This is a genomic window from Actinoplanes subglobosus (assembly GCF_042650585.1).
Taxonomy (GTDB): Bacteria; Actinomycetota; Actinomycetes; order Mycobacteriales; family Micromonosporaceae; genus Actinoplanes; species Actinoplanes subglobosus.
The window spans coordinates 630,447-641,851 of the sequence record NZ_JBHSBL010000005.1 but is presented as its reverse complement, the minus strand read 5'-3'; the positions used below and the strand labels follow the sequence as shown (position 1 = coordinate 641,851).

General features: G+C 70.9%; 13 protein-coding genes (1 of these 13 only partly in view). 10 read left to right on the top strand and 3 right to left on the bottom strand.

From position 1 onward, the window contains the following. Positions 1 to 37, top strand: partial view of an efflux RND transporter permease subunit gene (locus tag ACFO0C_RS06245; protein WP_378065543.1) — the final stretch only. The gene continues 3,077 nt to the left of window position 1, outside the view; the window shows 37 of its 3,114 coding nt (coding positions 3,078-3,114); the start codon falls outside the window, past its left edge; its stop codon occupies positions 35 to 37. A 97-nt stretch (positions 38 to 134) separates the two neighbouring features. Continuing rightward, complete coding sequence (locus ACFO0C_RS06240; protein ID WP_378065542.1) at positions 135 to 794, top strand: hypothetical protein; 660 nt, start codon at positions 135 to 137, stop codon at positions 792 to 794. A gap of 64 nt (positions 795 to 858) precedes the next feature. Here the strand turns inward: ACFO0C_RS06240 and ACFO0C_RS06235 are convergent, their stop codons facing one another. The 3 genes from ACFO0C_RS06235 to ACFO0C_RS06225 all read right to left on the bottom strand — a co-directional run bounded on the left by ACFO0C_RS06235 (position 859) and on the right by ACFO0C_RS06225 (position 3,447). Beyond that, a complete protein-coding gene (locus tag ACFO0C_RS06235) occupies positions 859 to 1,416 on the bottom strand; it encodes a GNAT family N-acetyltransferase (protein ID WP_378065541.1) in 558 nt (185 codons plus the stop codon). Between the two features lie 158 nt (positions 1,417 to 1,574). After that, positions 1,575 to 2,462, bottom strand: coding sequence for an ion transporter (locus ACFO0C_RS06230; RefSeq protein WP_378065540.1), 888 nt, complete (start codon positions 2,460 to 2,462; stop codon positions 1,575 to 1,577). Between the two features lie 34 nt (positions 2,463 to 2,496). Next, positions 2,497 to 3,447, bottom strand: coding sequence for an NmrA/HSCARG family protein (locus ACFO0C_RS06225; protein ID WP_378065539.1), 951 nt, complete (start codon positions 3,445 to 3,447; stop codon positions 2,497 to 2,499). Positions 3,448 to 3,592: 145 nt separating this feature from the next. Here ACFO0C_RS06225 and ACFO0C_RS06220 point away from each other — a divergent pair, with 145 nt between their 5' ends. From ACFO0C_RS06220 to ACFO0C_RS06185, 8 genes are all read left to right on the top strand, one after another. After that, positions 3,593 to 6,055 (top strand): ATP-binding protein, encoded by a 2,463-nt coding sequence (locus tag ACFO0C_RS06220; RefSeq protein ID WP_378065538.1) that lies wholly within the window; start codon positions 3,593 to 3,595, stop codon positions 6,053 to 6,055. A 110-nt stretch (positions 6,056 to 6,165) separates the two neighbouring features. Continuing rightward, positions 6,166 to 6,669 (top strand): GAF domain-containing protein, encoded by a 504-nt coding sequence (locus ACFO0C_RS06215; RefSeq protein WP_378065537.1) that lies wholly within the window; start codon positions 6,166 to 6,168, stop codon positions 6,667 to 6,669. 124 nt (positions 6,670 to 6,793) lie between these two features. After that, the gene (locus ACFO0C_RS06210; protein WP_378065536.1) at positions 6,794 to 7,204 is read left to right on the top strand and encodes a response regulator; all 411 of its coding nucleotides are present in this window, start codon (positions 6,794 to 6,796) and stop codon (positions 7,202 to 7,204) included. Between the two features lie 98 nt (positions 7,205 to 7,302). After that, a complete protein-coding gene (locus tag ACFO0C_RS06205) occupies positions 7,303 to 7,482 on the top strand; it encodes a Flp family type IVb pilin (RefSeq protein ID WP_378065535.1) in 180 nt (59 codons plus the stop codon). A gap of 37 nt (positions 7,483 to 7,519) precedes the next feature. Beyond that, positions 7,520 to 7,915, top strand: a complete 396-nt coding sequence (locus tag ACFO0C_RS06200; protein ID WP_378065534.1) for a TadE/TadG family type IV pilus assembly protein — start codon at positions 7,520 to 7,522, stop codon at positions 7,913 to 7,915. Positions 7,916 to 7,934: 19 nt separating this feature from the next. Next, positions 7,935 to 8,720, top strand: coding sequence for an RcpC/CpaB family pilus assembly protein (locus ACFO0C_RS06195; RefSeq protein WP_378065533.1), 786 nt, complete (start codon positions 7,935 to 7,937; stop codon positions 8,718 to 8,720). Beyond that, positions 8,720 to 9,895 (top strand): AAA family ATPase, encoded by a 1,176-nt coding sequence (locus ACFO0C_RS06190; protein WP_378065532.1) that lies wholly within the window; start codon positions 8,720 to 8,722, stop codon positions 9,893 to 9,895. The genes ACFO0C_RS06195 and ACFO0C_RS06190 overlap by 1 nt, the downstream gene beginning before the upstream one ends. Continuing rightward, positions 9,892 to 11,259 carry a CpaF family protein gene (locus ACFO0C_RS06185; RefSeq protein ID WP_378065531.1) on the top strand — a complete coding sequence of 456 codons (1,368 nt, stop codon included), beginning with the start codon at positions 9,892 to 9,894 and terminating at the stop codon, positions 11,257 to 11,259. The genes ACFO0C_RS06190 and ACFO0C_RS06185 overlap by 4 nt, the downstream gene beginning before the upstream one ends. Positions 11,260 to 11,405: the final 146 nt, after the last annotated feature.

Below are 11,405 nucleotides of genomic sequence, written 5' to 3'. Positions count from 1 at the left end.
CCCGCCGTGGGACGGCCGGCCGCCTCATCGCACGTGAAGATAGCGTTACCCGCGCACCGCGGACCTTGCCTCCGGGCGAGCCTGCGCCTACGTTAACGGAACGTCGTTTCCCTCAACGGAACATGGGGCCGCGGATGCTCAGCGCGCTGTTCGGATTGATCGCCGTCACGGAAGTCGTCCTGCTCGGCCTCGTGATCGCGATGCGGCGACGGCACCCCGACTGGGCGCTCACCCTGCTGATCCTCGTCATCCTCGCGCTGATCTGGGACAACACGGTCATCGCGGTCGGTGCCACGGTCGGTGAAGGCGACACACTGGAGGCGCTCTCCTACCCGCGCTACATCACGCACGGGCTTCTCGTACCCCTTCTGATCATGGTGGGGGTCGGTCTCGGCCGCCGGCACGGCGTCCGTTCCCTCGCCGGCCGCGCCGCGCCCGCAGCCTTCGGCGCGCTGACCGTCGCGCTCATCGTCGCCGGCATCTACCTCGACATCATCGATCTCGATCTGGAGCCCACCCGGTACGCCGACACGCTGCGCTACACCAACGCGGCCTCACACGGCGCACCGATCCCCGCCGTCGTCACCATCCTCGTGCTGATCGGTATCGGAGCCACCCTGCTGATCCGCACCCGCTGGCCGTGGCTGCTCGCCGGAGCGGTCGCAATGTTCGTCGCCGCGGGTCTGGGCGCACTCGCCTTCTGGACCGGCAACATCGGCGAACTCCTCCTGATCCTCAGCATCTGGTGGACCGCCGCCCACAGCGTCCGCTCAGCCCAGTTGACCTCCGCCTGACCACCCCGCCTTCGAGCCCACCCAACGCCGCCTCGGTCCGGCTGCCACGTCGCGGACGATCGCGTCAGTGGCGCATGATCCAGACGGGCAGTGGGTCACGGAATTCGGCTGCCACCTCCCAGCCCGCGCGGCGGTAGAGCTCGACGTTCTCCGGCTTGCTCGTCTCCAGGATCGCGGGCAGACCGTCCTCGGCCGCACGACGGAGACCGACGGCCATCACCGCCCGGCCGAGGCGACGACCAGCAGCGGCGGGGTGAGTGCCGAGCACGCCCAGATACCAGTACGGCTCGTCCGGGAAAGCCTCGTGAATCGCCTCGTCGTAGGCCGCCATCCGCACCCGGGCCTCCGCCGACAACCTCATCTCGGCGGCGGGCACGTCACTGCCACCCGGCGGCTCCCAGATCGCTGCCGACACGCCGCGCTCGACGGTCCAGATGGTCGCCTTGTTCACCCGCTTGTCGAAGAGGTGACCGAAGAACTCCGGCGCCTCCCGACGATAATCGTCGTCACGGGGGAACAGGAAGCGCAGCACCGGGTCACCCGGGAACGCCGCGACCAGCGAATCGACGATCCGTTCACGATCCTCGGGTGTCGCCACCGTGATCTCAGGAGTACCAGTCACGGACGGACCCTATCCCCTTCGGCATCCTAGGAGGCTAGCCTTTCTCGCTTCGCAAGAAAGCGGATGACCCCGTTCTGGGCACGAAGAGCGCCGTGGGCGGTACGGCCGGGGCCGGACGGTGCGCGGGTGGGGCGGCCGACGGCGTACCGGATGAGGGGTCATGGCAGAGGGGCCGCTGAGCGGGACGCCGGGGATTCCGGGAGGCGCGGGGCCGGTGGGGTGGTCAGCAGCTGGGCCTCGAGTGTGTCGAGGGCCTCGCGGAGGCGGGCGATCTGCACGTGCGGGGTGTTGTCGATCGGGATGGGCGGGCCGCTCTTCTTGCCGGTGGTGGCTGCCCGCTCGGCCTCGTGGGCCTCCTGCAACGCGGTCAGGACCAGGCCGACCAGGAGGTTCGTCAACAGGTAGCACGCGGCGACCATGTAGGAGACGTAGTACGGAACGGCCCAGGGGGTGATCTCGCGGCCGGCCGACAGGATGTTGGTGATGTCGTCCAGGGAGAGCAGCAGGAAGAGGCTCAGCATGGCCTGGCCGACGGTGCCGTACTTCTCCGGCTGGGCGGCGCCGAAGAGCATCCAGCCGACCATCGCGTAGCCGTAGATGACCAGGGCGGTGATCAGCAGGAAGCTGCCGAGGCCGGGGAGGCTGCGCCGGATGCCGACGAGGATCACCCGGAGGCTGGGGAACAGGCGGAACGCGCGGACGATCCGGGCCAGGCGCAGCAGGCGGAGCAGGGTGACGTTCTCGCGGACGCCGGGGATCAGCGGGGCGGCCAGGATGGCGATGTCGAACAGGTTCCAGCCGTCGCGGAAGAAGCGGGACGGGCGGTCCAGCGAGGCGCCGAAACGGACCAGCAGTTCGAGGACGAAACCGGCGACGCACAGGTGCTCTATGAAACGCAGGTACGGTCCGGCGGCGGCCTCGATCCCGGAGTAGGTCTCCAGGCCGAGGCACGCCGCGTTGACCGCGATGACCGCGAAGCCGGCGGCACTGAACCAGGGTGCGCCGACCACGGTCAGGCAACGAGCGGTGAGTTCCCGGATGAGCACCGCCGCATCCTATGCGGTGCTTCCTCCGGAAATGTCACTTGGTGGGCAGGGTGTGGCCGTTCGCGTCGAGCCACTGGTCGAAGGTCAGTAGCCCGGGGTGGAGGCGACGGACCTCGGCCAGGTCGCGGACTCCGGTGAAGTAGTCCTCGAACTCGGTGTAGTACTGGAGCATGTTGCCCGCCTCGTCGGCGCCCGGGAAACCGAGACCACGGTAGGCGTCGTGGGTCAACGGGCGGTAAACGACACGCTCACCGACCGCCCGGGACAGGCCGGCCGCGATCTGCTCCCCGGTCAGATGCTCCCCGGCGATGTGGACGGTACGGCCCGCGTATTCGGCGGGACCAGCCTGGAACAGGGCGTACGCCGTCCGGCCGATGTCCTGGACGGCGATGCCGGCCAGCCGGCTCTCCCCCATCGGCAGGCTCAGCGTGAGCACCCCGTCGGCGTCGCGTGCCGCACCCCAGCCGTTGGCCAGGTTCTCCCAGTAGAAGGTGGTGCGCAGGAACGTGGTCGGCACGCCCGCCCCGGTGAACAGCCGGTCCGCGTCGGCCTTGGCGTCGAAGTGCGGGACCTTGTACTTCTCCTGCAGGGTGGGCATCCGGTCGTCGGACACCGGGATGTGGTCGCGGGTGTCCTCCAGCGTGGACCAGATCACGTGTTCCAGACCGGCGCGGCGGGCGGCGTTCGCCAGGTTGGCGGCCTCCTTCAGCTCGCGGTCGGCGGACATGTGGGCCCAGAAGTTCGTCACCAGGAAGGCGCCGTACGCCCCGGTGAACGCCGCGACCAGGCTCTCCTCGTCGTAGTTGTCGGCCTGCACCACCTCGGCGCCGAGTTTGACCAGCTCACTCGCGCGGGGCGAGGTGGTATCCCTGGTCAGGGCACGGACCGCGTAGTCGCCGGACGGGTCGGCCAGGATCGCCTCGACGAGTCCGCCACCCTGGGCACCGGTGGCGCCGACGACCGCGATGACCTTCTTCTGGCTCATTCTGATCACTCTCTTCGTTCCCGGTGAGTGGCCCTTCCGGCCTCTCGTGACCCGCTCAACCCGAGCAAGGTATCGATAATTCCCGATGGAATGAGGCCGCGGTCACGCCTCAGTGGTCGCGTTCGGTTGCCGATCGGTTTCGGTGATGACCACGCACCGGCAGGATCTGATCCCGGTAACGGAGGACACGCTGCGGGCCGAGCGCGACGAGGCGCTCCGGACCGCGGCGCGGCTGCGTGCGGTCCTGGACTCGGCGCACGACGCGTTCGTCTCGATGGACTCCGGGGGGCGGGTCACGGCATGGAACACGGCGGCCGAGCAGCTCTTCGGCTGGACCCGGGACGAGGCCGTCGGCCGGTGCGCGACCGAGCTCATGATCCCGGACCGGTTGCGCGAAGCGCACGAGGCCGGCATGGCGCGGGTACGGCGTACCGGCGTCTCCGAACTGTCCGGGCGGCGGCTGGAGCTGACCGCTGTCGATCGCGCCGGCCGGGAGTTCCCCGTCGAGATGACCCTCCAGCTGCAGCGGGAGGACGGCGAGCAGGTCTTCCACGCGTTCCTGCACGACATCACGGCGCGGACCACCGCCCGGACCGAGCTGCGCCAGGAGCGGGCGTTCCTGCAGGCACTGCTGGACAGCCTGGACACCGGGGTGGCGGCGTGCGGCAGCGACGGGCGGCTGGCCCAGTTCAATGCGGCGATGCGGGAGATCCACGGGCTCGGGATGCTGTCGATCGGGGCGGAGTCGTGGGCGCAGACCTTCCCTCTGTTCGCGGCGGACGGGCGTACGCCACTGGCACCGGAGCGGATGCCGCTGGCCCGGGCCTGGCAGGGCGAGACCGTGCAGCACGAGGAGATGCTGGTGTGCGTGCCGGACCGGCCGCCGCGCCGATTCCTGGCCAACGCCCGGCCGATCGACTCCGCCGACGGGCGGCGCCTGGGCGCGGTCGTCGCGCTGCACGAGATCACCGCCGCCCACCGGGCCGAGATGCTGCGCCGCTGCCGGCACGCGGTGGCGCAGGCGCTGTCCGAGGCGGCCTCCGCGCGGGACGCGGCGATGGCGGCGGCCACCGGCGTCGCCGCCGAACTCGGCTGGGCCTGCGCCGAATACTGGGAGGTGGACACCGAACGGCACCGGATCGCCCGGGCCGGATCCTGGTGCCGCGAGGGCATCGACCTGTCCGGGTTCACCGGCGACGAGCCGTTCGACTTCGGCGTCGGGCAGGGTGTGCCCGGGACGGTCTGGCAGCGGGGCGCCGACATCTGGACCAACGATCTGCCCGGCGACCTCACCGATCCGGGACGGCTGCCGCTCGGGCACCGGCTGGGGCTGCGAGCGGCGATCGGCATGCCGGTGCACTGCGGCGCCGGGGTGGCCGGGGTGCTGGTGTTCTTCTCCGACACCCCGGTCGACCGCGACGACGACATCCTGTCGGTGCTGCGCGACATCGCGGCACAGACCGGCCGGTACGTCGAACGCCGTCGCGCCGAGGAACTGACCCTGGAACTGGCCGCCGCCCGGCGCGACTTCAACCGGGTCATCGAGGTCGTCCCCGACTGTGTCTGGAGCGTCCGTTACTCGCCTCCGGACACCTGGCACACGGTCTACATCAGCCCGGGGGCGAAGGAGGTGTTCGGTGGCCCGCTACCGGCCGTGGACACGTTCGCCCACATCGCTGCCGAACACATCCACCCGGACGACCTGCACCAGTTCCGGCAGTACCAGGACGCGATCACGGACGGGCGGCCCGGCGAGTTCGAATGCAGGTTCACCGGATTCGACGGCGCCGTCCGCTGGATCTGGTGCCGCGCGTTCCCCCGTGTCGAGGACGGAGTCTGCTACATCGACGGGATCTCCACGAACGTCACCGACCGGCGGGAGCTGACCGACCAGCGGGAGCTGCTGCTCGCCCGGGAGCAGGAGCAGGTCCGCCGTCTGCGGGAGCTGGACCGGATGAAGGACGACCTGGTAGCGGTGGTCAGTCACGAGATGCGCAACCCGATCGCGATCATCGCCGCGTACACCGACTCGCTGCTGGAGGAGCCGGAGCTCGCCGGGCGCAGCGAACTGGCCGCCATCGCGCGCACCAGCGCCCATCTGCTGCACCTGGTCGAGGACCTGCTCGACCTGGCCCGGTTCGAGACCGGTCCGGCGCTGCTGGACCCGCGGCCGCTGCACCTGGACCGGCTGCTGCGCCAGGCCGTCGAGGAGCACCGGATCAGCGCACAGGTCGACCTGGTCACCGAGATCGGCCCGCTGCCGGTGGTGTCCGGCGAGTCGGCACGGCTGCGGCAGGTGATGGACAACCTGCTCTCCAACGCGATCAAGTACACACCGCCGGGCGGGACGGTCACGGTGGGCGCGCACGCGGACCGCACCGCGGTGACCGTCGACGTCACCGACACCGGGATCGGGATACCCGTCGAGCAGTATCCGAAACTGTTCACCCGGTTCTTCCGGGCCAGTACCGCGGTGGAACGCAAGATCAAGGGCACCGGGCTGGGACTGGCCGTCACCAAGGCGGTCGTCGAGGCGCACGGCGGGACGATCGCGGCCGCACCGGGGCCGGGCGGCGGCACCCGGTTCACGGTGACACTGCCGCGCTGACACCCGCGGCAACCCGCCGGCAACCCGGCGACGACCGGTTCCGCACCCGGGGGACGGGAGGGTTCCCCGGACCGGCCACCCCGGGCCGTCGGGAAGGATTCGTGGCGTTCATGTCCGGCTTCGAGGCCAACTCTCTCGACGTTCTCGTCGACACCCGCTCCGAGACGGTCACCAGCCTGATCCAGGCGGCGACCCCGGTACGCGAGCAACTCCAGGAGGTCGTCGACGACGTGGCCACCCGGCTCGACGTGCCGATCGCGGCCATCACCCTGGTCCGTGACGACGCCGTGCTGATCGCCGCGGGACGCGGCATCCCCGACTGGATCATGCGGGCCGGTGGGCTGCCCGCCGAGTGGTCGGTCTGCCCCCGGGTGGTCAACCCGGACCAGCCGTTGCTCGTCGACGACCTGCACGCCGTGGACTGGGGGTTCTTCCCGGCCACGGCGATCGTGGGGCCGTTGCGCGCCTACGCCGGCGTGCCGCTGCGGGTCGACGGCGCGGTCGTCGGCACTCTCTGCGCCATGGCCCCGGCGCCCCGCGCGTTCGACGGCGGCGCGGTGGCCGTCCTGGAGGACCGGCGGCCCGTCGCCATGCGTCTCCTCGGCCGGCCCTGACCTGTCACCCGGCAACCCCTTCGCCCGTGGCCTTCGCAGGTCACGGGCCTTCTGCGTTTACCGATTCCCGGCCGCCGGGTGAGCCGCAGTCGATAGCGTGAAGGCGTCCGTGCGGGAGAGGGATATGTGGAAGACCGCAGAACGACAGGGACCGGTGGTGTTGCTGGTCGAGGACGACGAGGACCTGCGTGAGCTCACCACGCAGATGCTCGAGATGCGCGGTTTCTCGGTGCTGGCGGCGAAGGATCCGGTCAGCGCGCTGATGACGTGCCGGGTGCACGACGGGACCATCGACGTGCTCCTGACCGATCTGGGGCTGCCCGGGGTCTCGGGCGGCGAGCTCTCCCGGTCGGCGGCGGCGGTACGGCCGACCATGCGGGTCGTCTACGTCTCCGGGGTGCCCGAGGAGATCGCCGTCAAGCGGGGCCTGATCAAGGCGGGCTCGCCGTTCATCTCCAAGCCGTACACGGCCGACGTGCTGGCCGGCACCCTGCGGTCGGTGCTGGCGCAGACCTCATCCACCCCTAACCGGTAACTGTCCGGCAACCGAGGCTCTCTCATGGTCCACACGAAACGTCCGATGAACAGGGCACGGGCCGCCGGGGGTGTGGCCACAGTGAGTAAGGAACGACCGTGGAACAGTTCAAGCTGCTCATCGGATACCTGCGTGCCAAGCACACCTCGGACGAGGGCGCGACGATCGTCGAGTACTCGCTTCTCGTGGCGCTCATCGCGGTGGCCCTCATCGTCGGCCTCCAGGCTCTGGAAACCGACATCGCGGGCCTGCTCACCAAGGTCACCAACGCCATCTAGTACGACCCGGCCGGTCACCGGGCCGCCCGCGAACAGGGTGGCCCGGGCCGAGGACGGAGCGGCGATCGTCGAGATGGCGTTCGTGCTCCCGATCGTGTTGCTGATCCTCTTCGCGATCATCGACATGGGCCGGCTCATGCAACAGCACATCCAGCTCACCGAGGCCGCCCGCGAGGGGGCCCGGACCGGGGCGCTGAACGGAACCGTCGATCAGGTCAAGACCAAGGTCACCTCGATCGTCGGCACCGGCGTCGCCCTCACCTACCCGGCTGTCAACGGGGTCAACGTCTGCGCGGCCGCGTCCGGCGCCGGCACCGACGCCGTGGTCAACGTCCAGCGCACCTTCCAGCCGACCACGCCGCTGCTGGCCTGGATCTCCCGCAGCACCCCGCTCGTGATCAGCGCCAAGGGCGTGATGTCGTGCGTCGGATGACGGCGGGGGCGGTGACGCCGTGCGGCGGCGCGTGCTGATCCTGCTGGCCGCCCTCCTGCTGGCGGTGATCAGCGGGATCTCACTGCTGTCGTACGTCCGTGGCGCCGACCGCCGGGCCGTCCAGGGCAAACAGGGCGTGTGGGTGCTGATCGCCACCCGGCACATCCCGGCCGACACCTCCGGCGCCGACGTCGCCAAGCTCACCGAGAGCATCCTGGTGCCCGCCGAGACCGTGCCCACCGGTGCCCTGACCGGCTGGGACTCCTCCCTCGACGGGCTGCGCCTGACCGCGCCGCTGGAGGCGAGCCAGCTCCTGCTGCGGCCGCTGTTCCAGACACCGGTGCCGTCCGCCTCCCCGTCCCGGCGGCTCACCGTGCCTCCGGACCGCCTCGCCGTGACCGTCGCGCTGAGTATCGCGCCCCAGGTCGCCGGGGACGTCACGACCGGCGACGAGGTAACCGTCTACGCGAGCTGCCCGCTCCAACCCAGGGACTCCGATCCGCCTCCGCAGACGCGGGCGCTGCTGCCGCGTACCGAGATCATCGCGATCGGTGAGGCGCCCGAACCCGCAGCCGGACCGGCGTCGCCCGGGCCGTCCGCGTCGCACCAGCGGGAGATCATCGGCACCACCGGAGGCGGTCAGGCGACCACCGGTGAACGGTACGTGGTCACCCTCGCGGTCGGCGCGAAGGACGCGCAGCGGCTGGTGCACGCCTCCCGGTACTGCGCGCTCCATCTGGCCATGCTCGGCGCCACGGTGAAGGTGACCCCGGGCGACGGCGTCGACACGGACGGGTTGTACTGATGTCCCTCTACGTCTACGTCGAACCGGACGAGGCCCGGCGCGCCGAGGTCGGGCCCGCCTTCCGCGAGGTCGGCTGCACGATGCTGGCCGGCATGGCGGATCTGGAGACGCATCTGCCGCGCTACCCGGAGACGATCCTGGTCATCCTCGGTGCCACCGTCGATCTGGGCGAGGCGCTGATGTTCACCGCCTACCAGCGGCTCCAGCGGCCGCTCATCGGCGTGGTGCTGATCCGCCGGACGCTGGAGCCCGCGGTCGTGCTGGACTGCCTGCGCTCCGGGGTGCGCGAGATCGTCGAGGAGGCCGACAACGACGGGCTGCGGGCCGCGACCGTCCGGTCGGTCGACCTCTCCAAGGCGCTGAGCAGCACCCTGCGGGGCACGACCGAGCAGGCGCCGTACGCCCGGGTCGTCACCCTCTTCGCCGGCAAGGGCGGATGCGGCCGCAGCATGGTCGCCGCCAACCTGGCCGTGGCGCTGGCCGGCGGCGGACGCCGGGTCCTGCTCTTCGACCTCGACCTGCAGTTCGGCGACGTCGCGATCATGTTGCGGCTCTCCCCCGAACGCAACATCTCCGGCGGCCTGTCGATGACCGGCCGGCTGGACGAGCCGGGGCTCCGGTCGATCGTCTCCAGCCACCGCAGCGGCCTGGACGCGCTGCTCGCCCCGCCCAGCCCGGCCGAGGGCGAGAGGGTCAGCCGCGAGTTCGTGGTCGAACTGCTGGACGTGGCCCGCCCGGTCTACGACTTCATCGTGATCGACACCCCGGCGGTCGTCACCGACCAGGTGCTCGCCGCCCTGGACATGTCCGACTGGTACATCCCGATCGTCACCCCGGACCTGCCGACCCTCAAGTCGGTACGTCTCACCACAGAGATGTTCGACCTGCTCGACTATCCGAAGGACCGCCGTCTGCTGGTGTTCAACCGGGCCAACTCCGAGGTCGGGCTCACCCCGGCCGACGTCGAGGAGGCGGTCGGCATGCCGTTCGCGGTGCAGGTGCCGTCCAGCCGGGACGTGCCGGTCTCGGTCAACCAGGGCGAGCCGCTGACCATGACCGACCCGATGCACCCGGTGAGCCGGGCCATCCGGCAGCTCGCCGACCGGTGCGCCGGCATCGAGGCGCCCCCCGCCCGCAGCCGCGGCCTCTTCGGCCGTAGGAAGAAGGCGAAATGAGCCTGTCCGCGCGGCTCGCGGCCGCGAGGAACGTCCAGAGCCAGCAGGCCGCCGGCCCCGCGCTGCCGTCCGACCGCGGCCCGGCCGGCCGGCACCAGGCCACCGACCAGGTCAACGAGGTGCGCCTGCGGATCCAGCGACGGCTCGCTGACGAGCTCGGCCCCACCCTGTACGGCAACGACCGCGACCGGGCCGACGACCTCGACGCCCGCGTCCGTGAGTCGCTGAACGAGCTGCTGGCCCGGGAGGAGACCCCCCTCTCCGGCGCCGACCGGGCCCGGATCGTCCGCGAGGTGGTCGACGAGGTGCTCGGGCACGGGCCGATCGAGTCGTTGCTGCGCGACCAGTCGGTCACCGAGGTGATGGTGAACGGGCCGCACGCGGTGTTCGTGGAACGTTTCGGCCGGATCGAACGGGTGGCCGCCGAGTTCGACGACGAGGCCCACCTGCGGCGGATCATCGACCGGATCTGCTCGCGGGTGGGGCGCCGGGTCGACGAGGCGAGCCCGATGGTCGACGCCCGGCTGCCGGACGGGAGCCGGGTCAACGCGATCGTGCCGCCGATCGCGCTGGACGGCTCGTCACTGACGATCCGCAAGTTCGCGGCGGTGCCGCTGACCGTCGGCGACCTGCTCAGCTACGGCACCCTGACCCGCAACGGCGCCGAGTTCCTGGAGGGCTGCGTCCGCGGCCGCCGCAACGTGGTGGTGAGCGGCGGCACCGGCTCCGGCAAGACCACGATCCTCAACGTGCTGTCCGGTTTCGTGCCGTCCGACGAGCGCATCGTCACCATCGAGGACGCCGCCGAGCTCCAGCTCAACCAGGAACACGTGGTGCGGCTGGAGTCGCGGCCGGCGAACTCCGAGGGCCGCGGCACGATCACCACCCGCGAGCTGGTCCGCAACGCGCTGCGGATGCGCCCGGACCGGATCGTCGTCGGGGAGGTCCGCGACAGTGCCGCCCTCGACATGCTCCAGGCCATGAACACCGGCCACGACGGCTCGCTCACCACACTGCACGCCAACTCGCCCCGCGACGCGCTCTCCCGGATGGAGACGATGGTCCTGATGGCCGGCATGGACCTGCCCAGCCGCGCGATCCGCGACCAGATCGCCTCCGCGGTCGACCTGATCCTGCAGGTCAACCGGTTCAAGGACGGGACGCGCAAGGTCACCCACATCACCGAGGTGGTGGGCATGGAGGGCGAGGTCGTCACTCTGCAGGACATCTTCCTCCACGAGTACGCCCCGGACGCGCGCGGCGGACAGCTGAAGCCGACCGGGATCCGCCCGAACTTCCTCGACGCGCTCGCGCCGTACGGGGTCACCCTCTCCCCCAGCCTGTTCGCGGGCCGCGGATGGTGATCCTGGTGATGGTTCTCGTCTTCGGGGGCGGCGCCGCCTTCCTCGCCGGATACGCGGCGCTCGACGCGACCATCGGGCGCACCCCGATCCAGCGCCGGCTCACCGTGCTGCGCCGCTTCTCGGCGCGGGCCACCGGTGAGCAGGCC

Excerpts from the sequence above, each read along its gene's own strand:
- ACFO0C_RS06240 (WP_378065542.1), top strand. The coding sequence starts at position 135 with ATGCTCAGCGCGCTGTTCGGATTGATCGCCGTCACGGAAGTCGTCCTG.
- ACFO0C_RS06225 (WP_378065539.1), bottom strand. The coding sequence starts at position 3,447 with ATGAGCCAGAAGAAGGTCATCGCGGTCGTCGGCGCCACCGGTGCCCAG.
- ACFO0C_RS06220 (WP_378065538.1), top strand. The coding sequence starts at position 3,593 with ATGACCACGCACCGGCAGGATCTGATCCCGGTAACGGAGGACACGCTG.
- ACFO0C_RS06215 (WP_378065537.1), top strand. The coding sequence starts at position 6,166 with ATGTCCGGCTTCGAGGCCAACTCTCTCGACGTTCTCGTCGACACCCGC.
- ACFO0C_RS06210 (WP_378065536.1), top strand. The coding sequence starts at position 6,794 with ATGTGGAAGACCGCAGAACGACAGGGACCGGTGGTGTTGCTGGTCGAG.
- ACFO0C_RS06190 (WP_378065532.1), top strand. The coding sequence starts at position 8,720 with ATGTCCCTCTACGTCTACGTCGAACCGGACGAGGCCCGGCGCGCCGAG.
- ACFO0C_RS06185 (WP_378065531.1), top strand. The coding sequence starts at position 9,892 with ATGAGCCTGTCCGCGCGGCTCGCGGCCGCGAGGAACGTCCAGAGCCAG.